Source organism: Flammeovirga aprica JL-4 (assembly GCF_012844305.1).
Lineage (GTDB): Bacteria > Bacteroidota > Bacteroidia > Cytophagales > Flammeovirgaceae > Flammeovirga > Flammeovirga aprica.
Genome location: NZ_JABANE010000017.1, coordinates 23,621 through 44,432 on the forward strand (window position 1 = coordinate 23,621; position 20,812 = coordinate 44,432).

Annotated in this window: 15 protein-coding genes; 10 read left to right on the forward strand and 5 right to left on the reverse strand. The window is 35.1% G+C overall.

Features of this window, described 5'->3' with window-relative positions:
• Positions 1-3: 3 nt before the first annotated feature.
• The 4 genes from HHU12_RS08255 to HHU12_RS08270 form a co-directional block, all read right to left on the reverse strand.
• Complete coding sequence (locus HHU12_RS08255; RefSeq protein WP_169656265.1) at positions 4-627, reverse strand: GNAT family N-acetyltransferase; 624 nt, start codon at positions 625-627, stop codon at positions 4-6.
• Between the two features lie 5 nt (positions 628-632).
• A complete protein-coding gene (locus HHU12_RS08260) occupies positions 633-1,823 on the reverse strand; it encodes an MFS transporter (RefSeq protein ID WP_169656266.1) in 1,191 nt (396 codons plus the stop codon).
• A 164-nt stretch (positions 1,824-1,987) separates the two neighbouring features.
• Positions 1,988-3,301, reverse strand: a complete 1,314-nt coding sequence (locus tag HHU12_RS08265; RefSeq protein ID WP_169656267.1) for a lysine N(6)-hydroxylase/L-ornithine N(5)-oxygenase family protein — start codon at positions 3,299-3,301, stop codon at positions 1,988-1,990.
• Between the two features lie 11 nt (positions 3,302-3,312).
• Positions 3,313-4,845 (reverse strand): pyridoxal phosphate-dependent decarboxylase family protein, encoded by a 1,533-nt coding sequence (locus tag HHU12_RS08270; RefSeq protein WP_169656268.1) that lies wholly within the window; start codon positions 4,843-4,845, stop codon positions 3,313-3,315.
• Between the two features lie 334 nt (positions 4,846-5,179).
• On the opposite strand from HHU12_RS08270, the gene HHU12_RS08275 reads away from it, so the two are divergent.
• From HHU12_RS08275 to HHU12_RS08295, 5 genes are all read left to right on the forward strand, one after another.
• The gene (locus HHU12_RS08275; protein WP_169656269.1) at positions 5,180-6,121 is read left to right on the forward strand and encodes a helix-turn-helix domain-containing protein; all 942 of its coding nucleotides are present in this window, start codon (positions 5,180-5,182) and stop codon (positions 6,119-6,121) included.
• A 13-nt stretch (positions 6,122-6,134) separates the two neighbouring features.
• Positions 6,135-8,474, forward strand: coding sequence for a TonB-dependent receptor (locus tag HHU12_RS08280; RefSeq protein ID WP_169656270.1), 2,340 nt, complete (start codon positions 6,135-6,137; stop codon positions 8,472-8,474).
• 242 nt (positions 8,475-8,716) lie between these two features.
• Entirely contained in the window at positions 8,717-9,982 is a 1,266-nt protein-coding gene (locus tag HHU12_RS08285; RefSeq protein ID WP_169656271.1) for a DUF4374 domain-containing protein, read from the forward strand.
• Positions 9,983-10,432: 450 nt separating this feature from the next.
• Positions 10,433-11,578 (forward strand): PepSY-associated TM helix domain-containing protein, encoded by a 1,146-nt coding sequence (locus HHU12_RS08290; protein WP_169656272.1) that lies wholly within the window; start codon positions 10,433-10,435, stop codon positions 11,576-11,578.
• A 337-nt stretch (positions 11,579-11,915) separates the two neighbouring features.
• The gene (locus tag HHU12_RS08295) at positions 11,916-12,935 is read left to right on the forward strand and encodes a LacI family DNA-binding transcriptional regulator (RefSeq protein ID WP_169656273.1); all 1,020 of its coding nucleotides are present in this window, start codon (positions 11,916-11,918) and stop codon (positions 12,933-12,935) included.
• Between the two features lie 201 nt (positions 12,936-13,136).
• On the opposite strand, the gene HHU12_RS08300 is transcribed toward HHU12_RS08295, so the two are convergent.
• Positions 13,137-13,511, reverse strand: coding sequence for a hypothetical protein (locus tag HHU12_RS08300; protein WP_169656274.1), 375 nt, complete (start codon positions 13,509-13,511; stop codon positions 13,137-13,139).
• A 381-nt stretch (positions 13,512-13,892) separates the two neighbouring features.
• Here HHU12_RS08300 and HHU12_RS08305 point away from each other — a divergent pair, with 381 nt between their 5' ends.
• The 5 genes from HHU12_RS08305 (at position 13,893) to HHU12_RS08325 (ending at position 20,787) form a co-directional block, all read left to right on the forward strand.
• Positions 13,893-14,552: a hypothetical protein gene (locus HHU12_RS08305; protein ID WP_169656275.1), complete on the forward strand. Its 660-nt coding sequence runs from the start codon at positions 13,893-13,895 to the stop codon at positions 14,550-14,552.
• Complete coding sequence (locus HHU12_RS08310; RefSeq protein WP_169656276.1) at positions 14,542-15,603, forward strand: SGNH/GDSL hydrolase family protein; 1,062 nt, start codon at positions 14,542-14,544, stop codon at positions 15,601-15,603. Before HHU12_RS08305 ends, HHU12_RS08310 begins: the two co-directional genes overlap by 11 nt.
• Positions 15,604-15,732: 129 nt before the next feature.
• On the forward strand, positions 15,733-16,275 hold the full coding sequence (locus HHU12_RS08315) for a heme NO-binding domain-containing protein (RefSeq protein ID WP_169656277.1): 543 nt from the start codon (positions 15,733-15,735) through the stop codon (positions 16,273-16,275).
• Between the two features lie 4 nt (positions 16,276-16,279).
• Entirely contained in the window at positions 16,280-19,495 is a 3,216-nt protein-coding gene (locus HHU12_RS08320) for a response regulator (RefSeq protein WP_169656278.1), read from the forward strand.
• Positions 19,496-19,791: 296 nt separating this feature from the next.
• Positions 19,792-20,787 (forward strand): DNA-directed RNA polymerase subunit alpha, encoded by a 996-nt coding sequence (locus tag HHU12_RS08325; RefSeq protein WP_044205936.1) that lies wholly within the window; start codon positions 19,792-19,794, stop codon positions 20,785-20,787.
• Positions 20,788-20,812 lie beyond the last annotated feature (25 nt).

Consider the following 20,812-nt stretch of genomic DNA (forward strand, 5'->3'; position numbering starts at 1 on the left):
AGGTTATGGAAGTTGAATGTGATGTAACGCTTCTTGAAATTGTGCTCTATCATTAAAAGCGAGATAGGCTGTTTTTTCTTCAAACTCGATTTTTTTATCATACTTAAACCCAGCTCTTTTATTTAAAGCATGAATTTTATCGTTATTGACATCGGGTTCTACCACTACTCTTTCTACTTCTTCTTGTTGGAATAAGAAAGTGAGCAGGTAAACGAAAATATGAGTAGTAAACTGAGAGATCACTGTTTCTTTAGGACCAGCAAGAATATGAAAACCGTAATCACCAATTTGTGCATCATAATGTTTACCCATTCTATCTTTAGGAGCATAATAAAACTCTACTAAAAATACTTTCTTATCATTGAGAACACCCCAAAACACGCAGGTGTTCTTTCCATCTAAAATCTCTTTGTAAGAATCATAAACGGTCTCCACGGAACTGTTTCCCAGTTGCCAGTATTTAGCATAAGGAAGATTCACCCAATGATGTAAAGTGGGGATGTCTTTGTTTAATTGAAAAGGAGCGAATTTAAATGATAAATCCTCGTTTATTTTATAACTACTTTCAGCGGCCTTTTTTGACCAGAAGTCAGTGCCGAAAGGTTTTTCTAATATATCTTGTAACATTTTTATTAAGCATTTGCGGTGGTCAGCTCAGTTTTAGATTCCTTCTTATTGATGTATTCATTAAACCCTAATAAGAAGATACTTCCAGTAACTAAGAAACCAGAAATTGACATCCAGAATGTCATTTGAATTGAAAAGTAATCTACAGTGTAACCTGCGATCATCGATGAAACCAGTACGCCAAAGTTTTGCATTAAATGAATTCTGCTGTAATCTGTAGCGTATTCTGATGGTGTGGAAAGTGTGAAAGCAATGACATCAAACTGTACGTACAATTGGAAGATTGCCCATCCATAAATTAAACGTCCAAGAATGACTACTCCTTCAATCATACTACCTTGTAATGCAATACCCACAATACCTAATGCAATAGCAGGAATAATCTGTTTGAAACTACTTCTTTTCGATTTGAATTTATGATTGTACCATAGTGCCACCAAACCAACAAAAGCGGGAAGAGAATACATAAAACCGGAAACAACTTTGCTGTCAAATTCAGAAATACTTTCCCAATACACTGAAAAGAAAGGGCGGATTAAAAATGTACTGAAATACAACATCATGGTGATTGCACCCACCATAAAAATAGGCTTTTTAATATGAAAGAACCCCTGTTGCGTACTTGCCTCCTCGTGGACAATAGACTTCACATTTCGCTTGTATTTCAAATAGAAACACACACCAAGTTGAAGGAAATCGCCAGCGGCCATAATGAAAAAAACCACGTAGGTATCAATGAAATCTACAATTGCACCACCAATAAAGGCTCCCAAAATTGCACCCAAGTGAACAATGACGGATAGAATACTGATAGAAGAAGTATGTTCGTCTTCCTCATCCAATTGCATAATATAGGGGTAAATCAATAAGTAACTTCCTTTGAAAAATATCATCAGAAGTGCTATACCCCAAAAAAGAGCAATATGATCGACCCAATAAATACTCACACAGAGTAAACCTGCAATCAATTGAGTATAGATCAAAAGTGAGAAAAGGTCTGCATTCTTTTGCACTTTTGCCCAAAATGGAAAGGCGATCATCACAGTAAGACAGCATGCCGCTAAATAATAACCGACATGTGAAGGATCAAATATTTCAAACCGCTCCCCAAAAAACTGAGGGTAGAAGGGGTGCAGCATAGTATCGCTCACCACAGCAACAAGTGTGATGAGCATTAATATTGTTTTTACTTTCATACAAGTACTTCGTCTTTAAATAAGCAGTTGTACAATTAAAATCGGAAGTTTTGGATTTTCTTTTTTAGCCTACTCTGCGTTAGAATATCATCACGTAACTATAGCTATGCTCTTCTATTCTGCCTTGATTAGACTAAAAAATAATTATCCAACTTCTCCCAATTTTAAATGTGCAACTGCATAATTTCTTCTTTTTCAGAAACTTTGAATTGTTGGAAAGCAATTTTCTTCTCAATAGGGTAGTATTCTTTACCCGTAATTTCTTTGATGATGTAGGAATTACGGTAACTGCCCATACCAAGATCTGGAGATACAAAACCATGCGTATATAATTCCGCATTTTGAACAAAAATGTTATCTCCTTCTTTGTCAATGGTATAATTACGGTTGGCTCTCAACCTTCCTTTTTCATCCCATTGTACATGCTTCAGAAGCCCTTCCATAAAAGAAGGAAGTTGGTAATGATAGCCTGTAGCCATCACTACTGCTTCTGTAGAATGCCTATAATATTTTTCTTCTTCATTTTGGAAAACTTCCAATTGAATTTCGTTCCCTTTTACATGAGAAGCAGTAACGGTTGAGTTGGTTCTAAGATTAATATCAACATCATTCATTAATTTTTTAGCGTAAATAGTATCGAAAATACTGTTAATCAGATCAGAGTTAATGCCTTTATAAAGGTGTTTCTGCTCTTGCAGTAAAGCTTCTCTTTTTTCTAGTGGAAGCTCAAAGAAATAATCAACATATTCTGGAGAAGTCATTTCCAAAGTAAGCTTTGTATACTCCATTGGGAAGAATCTGTGTGAACGCGTAATCCAGTTTAATTGGTAGCCATAAGTATCTACTTCCTCCAATAAATCACTGAAAACTTCAGCCGCACTTTGTCCACTTCCTACCACTGTGATGGCTTTCTTTTGCTGTAAGAAAGCTTTCTTAGAACGGTAAGAAGCAGAGTGAATCGCATTTTCTCCAGCCCCTTTGAGAGCATCGGGAACATGAGGATTAGTTCCTGTTCCCAACACCACTTTTTTACATTTGTAAATCAAAGGTTTATCGGTTCCAGTAGTCAGACAAGTGATATAAAAGATTTGTTCATCCTCATTGTAGCATATCATCTCTACATTCGTGGAGAACTTCAAGGTATTCAATTGTTGTACCACCCACTGACAATACAAATTGTATTCATTTCTAAGGAGTAAGAAATCTTCTTTGATATAGAAAGAATACATACGTCCCATTTTCTTAGCATAATTCAGAAATGAGTAGGGGCTGGTAGGGTCGGCTAAAGTCACCAAATCGGCCATAAATGGAATTTGTAAAGTAGTATTTTCCATCAACATGCCAGGGTGCCAGTTAAACCTTTCTGATTTGTCTAGAAATAAACAATCCAGTTCTTCAATAGGGTCTGTAAGACAAGCTAACCCAAGATTGAAAGGACCAATTCCGATCCCAATGATATCATATATTTTGTTGTCCATTTGTCCGTTTGTTATGCTATGTTTTTTTCTTCTTCTACTATTTGATGCCCAATACGAGAGAGAATAGAAAGGATTTCTTCAAAATTCTCTTCCGTCATGATTGGATTCAGTATTGTAAACTTCAGGTAATAATTTCCTTTGAATTTTGTGCCTGCAACGACTGCTTCACCATCAGCAAATAACTTTTTTCTTAAAAGAATATTTAAGCTGTTCAGCTGATTGTCATTCATATTTTCAGGCTTAAATCTAAAGACTAGAGAGTGTAAAGCAGGCGGATTCAATAACTCAAACTGATGATGATTTTGAATAATAGTAGCCGCTTTTTTAGTCAATTCTAAAGTCTGATCATAATAAGAACCAAGCTGTTCAGTGCCCATTAATCTGAAGGTCATCCATAGTTTTAAAGCATCAAACCTTTTTGTAGTTTGAAGAGATTTGTCTACTTGATTCGGTACACCTGCATCTTTATGATCTTTAGGGTTGAGGTAATCCGCGTGGTGACTGATCAAATTCAGAGCATTTGGATCTTTCACCACAAAACCACTGCAACTTACCGTTTGGAAATAAGTTTTATGATAATCTACAGTGACAGAATCTGATTTTTCTATACCTGCTAACAAGTATTGGTGTTTGTTTGAAAGTAATAAACCTCCACCCACAGCAGCATCTACATGGAACCAAATCTGATAGCGTTGTGCTATTGTAGCTATTTTATTTAATGGATCAATACTTCCATAATCTGTAGTACCTGCAGTCGCTACCACACCAATAGGACAATTGCCATTGATATATTCATTTAAAATAGCGGATTCTAGAGCTTCAGTATCCATCACAAATTGATCAGAAACCGGAATGCTGACCACGGCTTCTTCACCAAGACCTAAAAGTGCGGCACTCTTTTTAATACTGAAGTGACTGCATTCAGAACAGAAGACCTTCAATCGACCTTTTGCCTGAGAAACTCCTTTCATCGTAACATCATGTTGTTGTCTTTTATGATAAAAAGCGTCTCTCATTAATAAAACAGCCATTAAATTGGATTGTGTACCACCACTTGTAAACACACCATCAGGAGTTTCAAACCCAATTTGTTTACCTGTCCAATCAATCAATTTTTGTTCTATAAATGTTCCCCCAGCACTCTGATCATAGGTGTCTAATGAAGAGTTGACTGCAGAGAGGATCTGCTCACCAATCAGTGATGGAATTACCACCGGACAGTTGAGGTGAGCTATATATTTCGGAAGATGGAAAGCCACTGCATGATCCAGATAAATGCTTTCCAATTCGTCCATCACAAATTGTTCATCAAGCGGTTGTTTGTTGATGTTGATTTGTTCAAATACGGTTCTCATTTTTTCATGTTGAATGCCACTAAACGGTTTTTTTCTTCTTTTTAAAAACTTGAAGATTCTTTTTGTAGCCGAGATGACTCCCTTTTTATAATTAATTACATTTTCTTCCTCTTGGTTGAAAAGAAATGAAAATTTAGTAGAGTCATTGGCTTTTTGCTGGTTGTTTTCCTTTGCTAATAAAGGCATCATTATGTTGGAAAGTTAAGATGTAATTTAGTTTTTGTTATTTAGAATAGTTATAAATAACATTGCAAATATTGACGAGGTTTTAGGACTAAAAGTATCGGATTCGGAAATTAAAATTACGAATTTGGGTATAAATTATTTAAAGAGTAAGCGGTCTCAATTCAAATAATTCAATTTTAACTTATTGAAATGTAGTCTATTTTAATATTTATACTTTGATAAATACAATTATATATTGAGTTGACTTATTGCTTGAGTTATTTTAAATTAATCTAAATAAGTATAGTTTTGAGGTGTAAATAAATCAATTACAAAAACAAAATGCTCTCTCTCTAACATGGAGAAAATTGAAATATCAGAACTATCCTACTCAAAAAACTTAGAAGAACTTACTAAAGTCTCTGTCGTCAATAATGACAATAAATTGAAGAAGGTGAGGAAATGGAACACTACAGACGCAAGTGGAGTAGTGGAGACATTTTCATTTTCAAATTATCAATTACAGTTTATAAAACTAAAGACCTATCAATCATTAGATTTTATATTAGACGCACATCATTATTATATGATTTTTAGTCTAAAAGATAATGCACTTTCTATACTCAACCATAAATCGCTCACTGTAGAGGAAGGTATTATTTTAAAACAAAGAAAACTAGAATGTCATCTTTCGAAAGGTCATAATACAGAACTTTTGATCTTTTCTTTCGATGCCACTTTCTTCCAATCAAGCTTTGTTGATTCATCTAATCTCTTTAAAGAAATTTTCCCCAAAACAGTCTCTTCTACTTTTGAATTGAATAAAAAAATTCAAAACATACTCTGGAACATTATTGAAAATGATAAAAAAGGAGATAGTGAGTACCTCTATATTAATGCTAAAATATACGAACTTCTCACTGAAGTTTATGAAGTCAGATTTCCTGTGGAAGAAGTACAGGATGAAAGAGAAGAAAAGCTTCATAAAGTAAAAAACATTATCACCAATGACCTTGAATTTCAGTATTCTATACCAGATCTGTCAAAGCAGATAGGAATGAATGCGTCTTACTTGAAGAAGAATTTTAAGGCCATATTTAATGAGACCATTTTTGAATTCGCGAATCGAAAACGAATGCAAAAAGCACAAGTATTATTAGTCTCTACCACACTGCCTATTGCTATAATTTCAGAAAAGATAGGCTATCAACACGCATCACATTTTTCTTATGCTTTTAAAAACAGCATTGGAATTACACCTAATAAATATAGAGCTCAACACAAACAATCAGAGGCTTAAGTCTCAATCTATAATGAAAACAATCATCTCACTTCTATTCTTAATTTCTTTTACTTCACTCTCATTGGCTCAAAGTACCCTATCAGGAAAATTGATAGATGAAAACAATGAAGGTGTTGCCTTCGCTACAGTGCATCTGAAAGAAGTTAAAAAGACCACTCTTACTGATGTCGATGGAAACTTTGAGTTCCAAAATGTAAAAAATGGAAATTATACGCTTCAGGTTTCTTTTATTGGTTTCGAAAAAAAGGAGCAAACCATCAAGTATCCTTTATCAAAACCGTTAGAAATTAAGCTTCAATCGTCCACTACAAGATTGGATCAAGTGACTATTCTTGGGAAGTCAGAAGCGACTTTACTGAGGGAGGAAGCTTACGCCGTAGAGGTGATCGAAACGGAAAGTTTTAAAAACACAACTGTAGATGCTAGCCAGTTGTTGGGAAGAATTTCAGGAGTTAATATCAGACAAGATGGAGGATTAGGGTCCAATTTCAGTTTGTCTTTAAATGGTTTATCAGGCAATAGAATCAGAACTTTTATTGATGGGGTTCCAATGGATTATTTTGGTTCGTCCCTAACATTGAACAATTTCCCTGTTAATCTTATAGAGGGAATAGAAGTTTATAAAGGTGCTGTACCCATTCACTTATCATCAGATGCATTGGGAGGTGCAGTAAATATTATCACTTCCAAGAAGCCTATCAGTTACGTTGATGCATCCTATTCTTATGGAAGTTTCAATACCCACAGAGCATCAGTCAATACACAATTTCATCATAATGCATCTGGATTTACAGCTAGAATAAAGTCTTTTTATAACCACAGTGATAATAACTTTCCCATAGATGTTTATTTAATCAATGAGGAAACAGGAAAACTAGATGATGAAACTACCGAAGTTCAAAGGTTTCATGATGCCTACACTTCAAAAATGATATGGGGAGAAGTAGGTTTTGTAGGGAAAAAGTTTGCTGATGAGCTGATGGTAGGGGTAATGTATTCGGATAATTATAAAGAGATGCAACAAAATCCCTATGCTGATGGCACTCCTGCATTCCCGAATGGAGAAGCATATATGACAGAGGAAAAACTAATTTATAACCTTACGTATCATAAGAAAAACCTATTTTTTGATGGGTTAAATGCCAATAGTTACATTGTGTATGTAGACTCTAAAACGAATACAGTTGATGTCAGTCCGCACAAATACAATTGGCTGGGTGGTTATCAAGAAGATTACCATATTACAACAGGTGAGATGGGAAGGAAATCAGATCTTTACCTCTATCAGGAAAACCTGCTTGGCAATTTCAATGCTGAATATAGTCTTAGTAATCACCATAATGTGGCAGTCAATTACTCTTTGAATAACCTTAGTATCAAAGGAGAAGATAAATTTCAGCCTCAAAATAACACGCAGTTTGCAGACCCAAATGATGTTGTAAAACAAGTATTGGCCGCCTCTTATACTTACTCAGTTTTTGACGACAGATGGAATACCATTGTGTTTGGAAAGAAATATTTTTATGACCTATCTGCTATTGAATCTTCGCATGACGGAACCACAAAAGAAGATTTCATCTATAAAGATGATGCAAATGGTTATGGTATTGCGAGTACTTTCAAGTTAAACAAAATTCAAATTAAAGCCTCTTTTGAAAAAGCATATCGATTTCCTGAGTCTTATGAATTGTTTGGTGATGGTCTGAATGTCATTCCCAATCAAGAACTTCTTCCCGAAGAGAGTGAAAACTTAAATGTAGGTGTAAGGTTTGGTACAAGCCCTAAAAAGCAAAGTAGACTAATGATGGAAGTAAATGGTTTTGTAAGAAATACCATCAATTATATCCGTTTTGAATCGAGAATGACCAGAAGTCATTATGTCAATGATAAAAAAGTGACCGCAAAAGGAGTGGACCTCTCTTTGAATTATCTCATTAAAGAGCAATTTAATATTGGGTTTGCAGGAACCTATCAGGATTTAAGAAATGCTGATCCAGCTTCTGCTTTTTACGAAGATAGAGTACCCAATGAGCCTTACCTTTTTGGCAATCTGACTTTAAGTTATAATCATCAGTTACCTAGAAATCAGAGACTCACAGTGACCACAACTTCTAGGTATGTCCATGACTTTTATTACAAATGGCCAACACTGGGGAATAGCAATACGAAAACAGAAATACCTAGTCAACTCACTCATAATATAGACATTACGTACACGCTCAAAGAAGGGAAATATAACCTTTCCTTGTTGTGTTCTAATATTCTTGATACAAAGGTTTATGACAACCTGAATCAACAAAAGCCAGGTCGTGCTTTCAGTTTTAAAGCACGCTATTTTATTCATAATTAATTGTAAGTACCAGGACAAAAGTAAACGGACATTTTATCTTATCTTTTTTATTCTACTCTTCGTTAGATTTTTATCGCGTAACTAAGGCTATGCTCTGCAAATCTGCCTCGATTTGAATAAAAAATATTAACCTAAAATTATCCCTTTTCTTCTGCCCTAGTACTAAGTAGAACATTCTCAATGTGTATTTATTCAACTGCATACACCCATGTTCTATCATTTAAAACAAACATCTTTTCAACATGAAAAAGCAATTTTTAACGCTCTTACTTTTAAGTTTTTCACTCATTTCATTCTACTCTTGTGAAGAGACAAAAGAGGTGGCAACCATCCTTGATCCAGACGGTAAAGACTCTGTCGAAACTGTAGAAATCAATAAGTTTGTATTGGGCATAGAAGCAGAAGGAGCTCAAGATGTCCTACTAACCACAGAAACGTTGACAGATGGAGAAGTTTCTCCTATCGGAAATGGTTTTGAACAACCTGCATGGATGTCGTTCTTCAAGGCCGGAAATATGATTATTGCGGCAGGGTATACAAGCGATAATATTTTTACAGGTTACGCTTTGAGTGATCAAAATGGCGAATTGGAAAACAAGGGACAACTGATCACAGATCAAGGAGTTTACGCTACAACAAACGTAGATGAAAATCATTTTATCGCTATTGGTGCTCCTCGTGCAGGTTTTGAGGAAAGAACGATTTTCCTTATTGACAAAAATGATATGTCTATTGCAGGAAGAACAAAAACAAGAATTGATGAAAGACACGCAGAAGATCTAGTCGCTTTCCCTTCAGGAGTGGCAGTGAGAGGTGACAAGTTATTTATCTCTTATTTCTTAACAAAATCAGAGAAAATTGGAGACACGCCTAAAGCAGAAACAGCTAAAATTGCAGTGTACGATTATCCTTCGATGACATTTGTGAAATTGATAGTGGATGATAGAACTTCAGAAATTGGCAGATACACAACAGATTTCTCCTTACAAGAAGATGAAAATGGTAACCTTTATTCTTTCTCTACCGCATCATTGGCTAGTGGATTTAACCCAGCTCCAAATGTGCCATCAGGTTTCTTAAGAATCAAGAAGGATGAAACAGATTTTGATACGGATTATTTCTTCAATTTTCAAGAGAAAAGCGGTGGAGCTAAAATCAATACAGCAGTGTATTTAGGTAACGGAAAAATGCTTGTTCGTGCTGTAGTCGCTGATCAACAACACTGGTCTGCCTACGCTCCTAATATCGAGGAAGGGTATGAGCACTTAAGTTTTATGATTGCAGATTTAAATACTCAAACTGTAGTTCCTGTATCAAATATTCCACTAACTGGCGGCGGGGAAATGGCTGCTTTAGTGAAAGAAGGTAAAGTGTATGTCAATGTTTCAAACTCAAAAGGAGGTAGTCTTTATGAGATAGATATCGAGACAGCAACTGCTACTAAAGGAGCAAGTATTGTAGGGCATTACGCCAAAGGAATTTTTGAATTATCAGCAACTGTTGAATAATCAGAATAAATAAGACATTGACACCATTGTAACAGATGGAGTGCTCAATACAACCACTAACCAATCTTAGGCCATAGGTAAAGATATTGTAAATTAAATTTTTGATGATTTTTAGGACATGAATGGCACTTACATGTGACATTCATATCAGTGGACTTTCTATCTTATTCGTTTGGTAGTGCTTTCCTGGTCTTGAAGGGAAAAGCGTTAAGAATTTCATGTATTGAACCGTTAAAAATGATTTTTTTGTTTGAGCTTTAGCGAGTTTAAAATCATTTAGGTGAAAGAAATGGAATTTAGCTTTTGCCTTCAAAGCCTTGAATTTTTTGCTTCGTTTTTGTTTCAAGACAAAAATGAAGAAGAAGGAAGCTTGAAAGTAGCACCCTAAAAGTTTACTAGAGACTAGTTTATCCTATTTTTCCTATGGCCTTTTTAAATATTCCCACACGCATGACACTGAAAAAGATAATAGGAAAAATACACTTACTGTTAGGCCTAGTTTCCGGTTTGGTCGTTTTTATAGTTTCGATCACCGGATGTATTTATGCTTTTGAACATGAAATTCAAGAACTCATTCAACCTTATCGATTCGTCAAAGAAGTGAAAGGTGAAATTCTTCCTCCATCAGAAATAAAAAAAATTGCTTACAAAGCTACGGATGGAATGAAAGTGCAACGTATTTATTACGAAACACCCCAAAACGCTTCAATGGCATTACACTATGCTGATGATGCACCTTATTTTTATCTGACTTTTATTGATCAGTATACTGGAGAGGTATTGAAAGTAAAAAACCTTAGAACTGATTTTTTTACCATAATACTTTACTTGCATATCTCTTTACTCTTGCCATATGGAGAACAAATAGTAGGCGCCTCCACTCTTATTTTCCTAGTATTATTAATTTCAGGAATGGTATTATGGTGGCCCAAAAACAAGAAGAAAAAAGCACTCAAACAAAAATTTAAAATCAAGTGGAATGCAAGGTGGAGAAGGCAAAACTACGATCTGCATAGTGTATTAGGTTTTTATGCTACATGGATTTTAATATTTACTGTAATCACAGGTTTAATCTGGTCTTATTCATGGTTTGAAAAAGGCGTCTATTTTATATTATCGGGAGGAGAAACATTAGTAGAACAAAGAGAACTTTTATCTGATTCAAAGTTTACTTTTGATTCCACTTCCACTACTATTGATAAAGTTTGGTACAAGGTCTTACAAGAAGATGAGACTATTTTGGGTTCAGCCATTTATGTACCTCAAAAAAGTGAAGATATCATTAAGATTTATACAAGCCCAGAGCACGGAAAATACGGCAAACTGGATTGGCGATATTTTGATCAGCATACTTTAGAGGAGTTTTCCGTGAAAGATTACCGTGGAAGATACAAAGACGCTACGCTAACAGATAAAATTATCCGTTTGAACTATGACATTCATACCGGAGGTATTTTAGGTTTAGCAGGAAAGTTTATTATGTTTTTTGTTTCCCTGATAGCCAGTAGTTTACCAATTACAGGCTTCTTGTTGTGGAGAGGAAGGAAGAAAAAGAAGAAAGCTACACCTCAAGAAAAGGCTGTAGAGTTGGTTTGATTCATTAAAATGTTATCGAAAGTTAATTACGGTAGGGAGGGGAGGGTTGTGTGGTGTATTATAATTGACAATGAGACAATGGAATAATTGAAATGCAAGTAGTTAACGAATGAGATACTTTAATCAACAACTGACACAAACTTTAATGTTAGCTTAACTAAAGCTTCAATTTTTTGATCTATTCACAACATATCAGTAAATACAACATAAACTTATGGTATTAAGTTGTAAATGGCGAGAGGCCTTCTCTGGAACAGAGGGGCTTCTTTTTTTATATTTCGATTTCACCTTCACCGAAAAATGATATATTTGTAATAATTAAACAACAAATTTTTTCATGGGCAAGGTATATACAATTCACGATATCGCAATTCGACTTAACATTTCAAAATCTACAGTTTCAAGAGCCTTGAGAAATCACCCCGATGTGAGTAAAGAAACTAAAATGCTTGTTCATGATATGGCTTCGAAACTGAATTATCAGAAAAACATTTTAGCTTCCAATTTAGCAAGTAAAAATACCAACTTGATTGGAGTGGTGATTCCCGAAATTGCCCGTCAGCACTTTTTTGCCCAAGCACTGAGCGGTATTCAGAAAGTGGCAAAAGAGCATGGTTATATCGTGATGGTTTGTCAGTCTAACGAAGAGTTTTTAGAGGAAATTAATCAGGTCAATGCATTGGTGAATAGTAGGGTGGCTGGGATATTAATTTCTCTTTCTAAAGAAACGAATGACTACAAGCACATTCAAAATGCACAGGACCGACAAACTCCTGTCGTATTGTTTGACAGAGGAACAGATAAGATAGAAATCTCACAGGTACTGGTAGATGACTATAAAGGAGCCTATGAAATTACCAATCATTTAATACAGCAAGGCTACAAAAATATTGCTCATTTGAGTGGTCCAATGTCACTGTCCATCAGCCAAAAAAGATATAAAGGGTTTATGGATGCATTGAAAGATGCAGGTAGATCTACTACTGATGCCTATGTTTTACAATGTGATAACTTGAGCTTAGACGCAAAAGAAGCAACAGAGAGAATTTTAGGTTTAAAAAAGCGACCTGATGCAATTTTCTGTATGAGCGACTATATGGCAATTCAGGTTTTAAAAGAACTAAAATCCAATGGTGTAAAAGTACCAGAAGATATAGCTTTAGCAGGTTTTGCAGGCGATCCAATCACAGAAATTGTAGAACCGCAACTTTCTACAGTAGAACAGCCTGCCTTTGATATTGGTGTTCAAGCCGCCAAACGTTTAATCATGGAAATTGAGACAGATGACCGCGAAACCCTGGGTTTCATCCATAAAATATTAAACACCAATCTTCTTGTAAGAGAGTCGACGACTTAAGATTTTGGTAAAAGTAAAAAGGGATGCATTTCACATCCCTTTCTTTTTAAGTATAAGAAGAATTCTTTGATAGTTTTTTAGTTAATTGAAAACAGCAGGGTTTACGTCTAAAACCAAATAAAATGTAGCGTTAGTACTATTAAAGCATTGTAATTTAATGAAACAGTCGATATGTTAGTAACAGTTAGAATATATATATAATTATCTATGTGATGCTTTACAGTGTATCACTTTACCTGTTTTTCTATTGAAAGTCACATAAATATGGGCGTCTTCATTGACATTCATTCTTACATTCACCACACCTGATGTGTAAGTAATTTCCGTTATTTCGGCATACCTGATCCCTGTTTCAAACTTGCAGAAAAGTTCTTCTGTGCTCAAGTTGTACAGGTAAGTAGATTTATCCTCATCATGAAGTCCTACCCATTCCTCTAGAATATCTCTCGCTTGCGTATCATCCAGCCTGTAGTTCATGATTGCCTCGAATTTTAGGAACCATTCATCTTTGGCCATTAGACTGGATGATGAAAATAATAGTGAGAAAAATGCTAGTGTACAAAATAAGGCTTTCATAAGAATCAATATTAGGTTTTCATTGGGTGTTGTACCTAGATAACAGCAAGTGAGAAATTTTAATTCTACGCTGTAATGTATTTCTATTTTTGGAATGAAAATTACTGTATTTTATGTAACCTATATGAAATGTGCTGTAAAAATATTGGAATAGTACAGTAAATCAGGGTTACATATCATGTAATGCTAAGTGCGTTTTTAATATTTATGAGGTGAAAATTTTACATTTCACTAAAAACATAACATCAAATAGAGGAGTCAGGTTGAAATTTTTAATTCAAAATCAGCAGATTCAGTCTCTTTTTCCATCATTTTTAAAGATGTAGACTGAATTTTGAGCCACAACCTCTTATTTTTACAGTAAAAAACGAGGAGGTTGACATGCCACAGAGAATAATTCCCATAGAAAAGATAGAAACTCTTTTAGAGAAGTTCCCAGATCATAAAGAAGAAGTTGAAAATGCTCAAAATAGAGTGTTATCAGCAGAACCTCATTATACACTGAGATTGCCTTGGCACTTAAATGCTGATCTTTCACGTAATCATGTCGTTTATGTGATTTGTATTATTCAGACGGAGAGTGCTTCTGTGGCTTTGGTCAAAAATGGAAAAATAGTAGATCATAAAACTTTTTCTACTTATGCAGTGAGAAAGAAGCAGGGAAAAAGTCAGATCAAATATTTAAAAACAAGAGGGAAGTCAAAGGCAGGTTCAAGGTTACGCTTGGCAAATACACTCAACTTCTTCGAACATATCAATGAAAGATTGGAAGTTTACTTTAAGGAGAATAACATAGAACGCATCGCATTTAGCTGTTCGAAAATTCTGTTGCCTTATTTATTTACATCAAAAGTGAAATGCCCTTTTGAAAAGAAAGACGAGCGTATCTACAAGATTCCAAAACATATTCCTAATGCCAATTTTGAGGATTTACAGCAAATACATAAGTCGCTTTCAAAAGCTGAATTCTCTTTTGAAGAAAAAGACTTGGAAGCAGTAGACCTTCTATTAAGTTCAATTTTTAATAAAGATGAAGATTAAAACATTTTTTCTACTATTAATAGGTATAGCAACACTGAGTTGTGCGCAAACTAACAACAAAAGTATGATGGAGCAACTGACATTTGAGGGAAGAGTAAAGGTAGAACAAAGTCAGGCAGAACTGTACTGGCCTGGAACTTCGGTCTCATTCCAATTGGAAGGAAAGTACCTCGATCTTGAATTAAGCGATGATATAGGCGAAAGTGAATACGCTTTAATTATTGATGGTGAAGAACAAGATGCTATTATCCGTCCTGCAGTGGAGAGGTCCACGCTAAGAGTGTGGGAATCAGATCAAAAAGAAACACATACTTTTACTATTCATAGAAGAAACGATTTCTCAAAAGGAACGACAACCATATATAATATAATAACAGACGGTACGCTCCAAAAGACACAGCCCAAGAAAAAATGGATTGAGTTTTACGGTAATTCAATTACAGTAGGTTATGCCAATGAAGATCAAACAGGAACAGACAATCCACTTTATACTAATAATTATAAAGCCTTTTCAGCACTTACCGCGAGACATTTTGATGCATCACTATCCTGTATCGCTAAATCAGGCATTGGGATAACCGTAAGTTGGTTTGATCTGATCATGCCTGAATTGTATGACCGTTTTAATCCTAATGACCCTACTTCAAAATGGGATTTTCATCAAAAAACACCCGACTTAGTGGTCGTCAATTTACTTCAAAATGATAGTTGGCTGTATTTGAACCGCGATAATGAGAACTATAGAAAAAGGATTGGAAATCTTGTACCGAATAAGGAGTTTATCATTGAGCATTATATTTCATTTCTACAAAAACTTAAAGGAAAATATCCGAACACCTCTATTATCTGTGCTTTAGGGTGTATGGATATTGTAAAAGAAGGCTCACCATGGCCTGAATATGTGACAGAGGCCATCAGAAGAATGGATGATCCAAAATTGTACTTTTTAAGAATGCCCTACCTTGCCAAAACAGCCCATCCAAGTGCGGAAATGCATCAGGAAATGGCAGACTCACTTGCACATTTTATAGAAAAGAAGGACCTGCTTTAACATTGAATAATAATCAGATAAAGAGAGTACTTTTATAAGATTATTTCAAATTAATGGCTTCCTTTCTTTTATTCGACGGTATAATTTTTTAGTTTCTATTATAATTATAACCTTAAACTTAGCACAGGAATGTACGGTATTGTAAACAAAGCCATCGAAGGTTTAGTAACTACTAATTTCGGAGAAGAAAAATGGGAGAAAATACTTGAAGAAAGCGGTGTAGATCATGATGTGTTTTCTACAAATGAGATATATGATGATAAAATTACTTTTGATTTAGCAATCGCTGCTTCAGAAGTCTTAGGTATTTCTGTAAGCGATGTATTAATAGCATTTGGAAAATACTGGGTTTTGACAACTGCTAAGAAGCATTATGGCTCATTGATGGAAACAGGAGGCGAAACATTGAAAGAGTTTTTTGTGAACTTACCAAACTTTCACAGTAGAGTAATGTTGCTTTATCCTAATATTCAACCACCGGAGTTTGATGTTGAATATATTGGTGAGTCTGAAATGAAATTAAAATATTTTTCACAAAGAGAAGGATTAACAGATTTTGTTCATGGTTTAATTTTAGGCCTTGGTGAAGCTTTTGATATTGAGGTGGAAACACATTTGATTCAAGGAAGAAAAGACGGTTTGCCGTATGATGAGTTTTCAGTAAAGTGGTAGTTCAATGGAGATAAAGGTAGGGAAAGCAAATCTGGATATAAATTTAATATCTCCTTTTTACTTTATAGTCAATAGAGACTTGAAAATCATATCAGTAGGGAAAAGTTTAGACAAGCTCTTCCCTAATTCTGTTAATGAAAAACTGGAGAATGTATTGGCAATGGCAAGGCCTTGGAGTATAAAAATGGAGTTTGACCCCATTTGTACGCAATTGAAAAAGGTTTTTGTCTTTCAGAATAAGGAAAGGGAATTGGTGCTTAGAGGGCAGGTGATATTATTAGAAGAGGAAGATCATCTGATTTTTTTAGGATCGCCATGGATGAATACCACTGATGAATTGGTAAAACATAAGTTAGCCCTTACAGATTTTGCATTAAATGACCCTACACCTGATGCGATTCAACTCTTGAAGATGAACGAAATCAATCTCAATGAGCTGAAAGAAATGACGACCAAATTAAGGTCTCAAAAAGCTGATATTCAGAAGAAAGAGATATTGTATAGAGGTCTCGTTGAGAATGCTTCAGAAATGATCTGCCGTTATGATCTAGAAGGTAAACTTTTGTATGTCAACCCTGCAACAATGAAAATTACAGGGTATACAGAAGAGGAACTAAATGGTAAATTGTTTTTTAGTTTAATCTCCTCTGACCAAAGGGCTGATATTACTAGGAAGTTTAAAAAGCAGTTAGAAGAAAAAATTTCCAAGGATGTCTATGAGTTTAGCATTGCTAGTAAGGCAGGGAAAAAGGTTTGGATCCTTCAAACGGTCATTGCAATTCAAGACGCCGATGGAGAAGTAGTAGGTTATACGTCGGTGGGAATAGATATTTCACTGCGTAAAGAAATGGAAGAAACGTTGGAGAATGCTCGTCAGAAAGCATTGGAATCTGCGAGAATCAAAGAGCGTTTTATCGCTAATACTTCGCATGAGTTAAGAACACCAATGAATGCAATTATTGGCCTTTCCAATTTATTAATTAAAACTCCATTATTACCTAAACAGGAAGAATTTATTGACGCTATTAGAACTTCAGCAGAAAACCTTCTGGTGGTGATCAATGATGTGTTGGATATTTCAAAGATTGAATCGGAAAAACTAGAGATTGAATTTATTGAGTTTGACCTCAAAGAAAAAATAAAATTATTTGTAAAATCTTTAGAAATAAGAGCCACAGAGAAAAATATTGTTTTAAAACACATTTGGGATGATAATGTGCACCCTACTATCCTCGGTGACCCTTACCGACTCAATCAAGTACTGACAAACTTGGTGAGCAATGCTATTAAATTTACTACTAAAGGTGAAGTGAAGTTAGAAGTGAACCTTGATAATGTAGAAGGAGAAAAACAACATGTTAGCTTCAAAGTGGTAGATACTGGTGAGGGTATTCCACCTGAAAAGCATGAATCAATTTTTGATGGGTTTTCACAGGCAGATGCCTCTGTTACACGTAAGTTTGGAGGTACTGGCTTAGGACTGACGATCAGTAGAAGCTTGGTGGAACTGATGGGTGGTAATATTAAAGTGGAGAGTGAAGTGGGAGTAGGTTCTACTTTTACCGTCAGCATTCCATTTGAGATGTGTGAACATGTAGAGGTTGTGAAGTCAGGATTGGATGTGCCTGAAGAAGTAGATTGGAGTGAATTTAAAGTACTAGTGGTAGAAGATAATCAGTTCAATCAACTATTGGCGGAGAATATTCTGAACCAATGGAAGTTGCAGATTGAGATGGTCAATAATGGAGAGGAAGCTGTTGAAATACTGAAAACGCATACTTTTGATATTATCCTAATGGATATTCAAATGCCAGTTATGGATGGTATTGAGGCAACAAATTATATTAGAAATACACTTCAGATTGGCACGCCTATTATCGCCTTAACAGCCAATGCCATGAAAGACGATTTGGCTTATTACAAACAAATAGGGATGAATTCCTGCGTGACCAAACCTTTCCAGCAAGACGATCTCCAAAATGAGCTTTATAAATTACTGATCAATAAGGATGTAGTAGATGAGCACGAAGTAGATTTGTCACAATGGCAAGGTAAAAAAATATTAGTGGTAGAAGATAACGAATTCAATCAGCTGCTCGTATCTTCTATCCTTACAGACTGGGGGCTGGAGGTGCATAAATCTGACGATGGGATTAGTGCATTAGAATTGATAGAAAATACGAATTACGACCTTATACTGATGGATATAAAGATGCCAAAAATGGATGGCATTGAAACTACAAAAAATATAAGAAATAAACTCTCCAGAAATACGCCTATTATTGCCTTCTCAGCTCATTTATCTGAAGAAATAGAAAAGAAATTTTTAGAGGTGGGAATGAATGGCTGTATACCAAAACCTTTTAAAGTAGGGCAGCTGAAAAAGATCATTCACGATGTATTTTCATTGAATAATAATGATGACAATGTAATTCAAAAACCAAAAGAAGAGTGGCAGGGCAAGAAAGTGCTAGTAGTGGAAGATAATATGTTCAATCAGCTTCTGGTAGTGAACATTTTAGAAGGATGGGGAATGGAAATTGTCACTGCAGAAAATGGTCAGGAAGCCATTGAAAAATTTGAAGAGCACACTTTTGATATTGTTTTGATGGATATTCAAATGCCTGTTATGGATGGTATTGAGGCTACTAAAATAATTCGGAAAAAATTTGATGACACTTTGCCAATTATTGCATTAACGGCTAATTCAGGTGCTGATGATCAGAAGTTATACAGAATGAGCGGTATGAATGCCTGTGTAGCAAAACCGTTTGACTTGGAGGAGTTTGAAACAACGATTAAAAACTTTTTGACCCAAGATAATATAATCAATGAGAAAGAGCCAGATACTCCTGCTTCTTCTCAAAAACGTGTACTTATTGTAGAGGACAACCCTTTTAATGTATTATTGCTGAAGGGGATTTTAGAGCAATGGGACCTCATGATTGATGAAGCTGAAAATGGCAGAATAGCCGTTGATATGGTTAAAATCACTGATTATGATTTAATCCTAATGGATATTCAAATGCCGGAAATGGATGGAGTAGAAGCGACAGAAATTATTCGCAATGATCTGAAGATAGATAAGCCAATTATTGCCATTACAGCTAACTCTCAACCCGATTTAGTTCAAAAATATTTCAATGTGGGGATGAATGGCTGTATCCCAAAACCTTACGGTCAGGAAGAACTGCAGAAATCAATTATGAAATACCTGTAGGTGCTATGTACTTACAAAAAACAGAATTACACTCATTTTTGGTCCATCTAAAAATAATTTTCAATACTTTTCACCTTTAAAAATCAAATAAATTTAAAGATTCAACATTATTCTGAAAAAAGGTAGAGTAAAAGCTTTTTTTTGTACTCGCTATTTTAGTAATTTGTGGGCTAATTGAGAATTGACTACAATCATTTTCTTGATTAGGCTTTTTCACTTCAATTTTGGAGTGAAAAAAATAGTTCGTTTAGAATTAGTTTTGAACAGGAATATAATTTCAAAGTAGAAAAATAAATATGTCAGTACTATCTTTCCAAAAGCCAGATAAAGTAGTAATGGAGAAGACCGATAACGATAATAAAGGTCTTTTTGAATTTAAACCATTAGAAAGAGGTTTCGGAGCAACGATTGGAAACTCTTTCAGAAGAGTACTACTTTCATCTCTTGAAGGATATGCGATTACGGGCGTTAAGTTCCCAAATGTCGTACAAGAATCATCTAAGATTAGTGGTATTATCGAAGAAGTTGCTGAAGTAGTGCTTAACCTTAAGCAAGTACGTTTCAAGCGTTTCGCTGAAGAGCCATCTCAAAAAATCAGCATTGATTTTAGCGGTAAAAACCAGTTTACTGCAGGTGATATTGCACAATATACTGAGGACTTTACAATCTTGAACCCAGATCTAGTGATCTGTAATCTTGAGAACGCAAGCCTTAAGATGGAATTAACTATCCAAAGTGGTAGAGGTTATGTTGAAGCAAAAGAGCAGAAACTTCCTGAGTCTACTGAAGGTGTAGGTGTTATTGCTATCGATGCAGTATTCACTCCAATCAAAAACGTAGAATACCATGTGGAGAACACTCGTGTGGAGCAACGTACTGACTATGAGAAATTAACAATCACTATTGAAACTGACGGTTCAATCGACCCTCAAGAAGCGTTGCAAGGTGGTGCTAATATCTTAATTCAGCATTACGCTCAAATCACTGACAAGGATATCACTTTCGAAATCCATAAGAGAGAGAGTGAAGTGGAATTGGATCCAGCAGAAATCAAAAGACGTGCTATCCTTGAAACTTCTATCGCTGATCTTGAATTATCAGTTCGTGCTTACAACAGTTTGAAAGCAGGTGAAGTGAAAACTCTTGGTGATTTAGTTTCTTTAGAAATCCGTGACTTGATGAAATTCAGAAACTTCGGTAAGAAAACACTTACAGAATTAGAAGAATTATTATCAGAAAGAGATTTAACTTTCGGTATGGATGTTTCAAAGTACCGTTTAGGCGAGAAATAAGAAATAATCTTATAATGATATATAA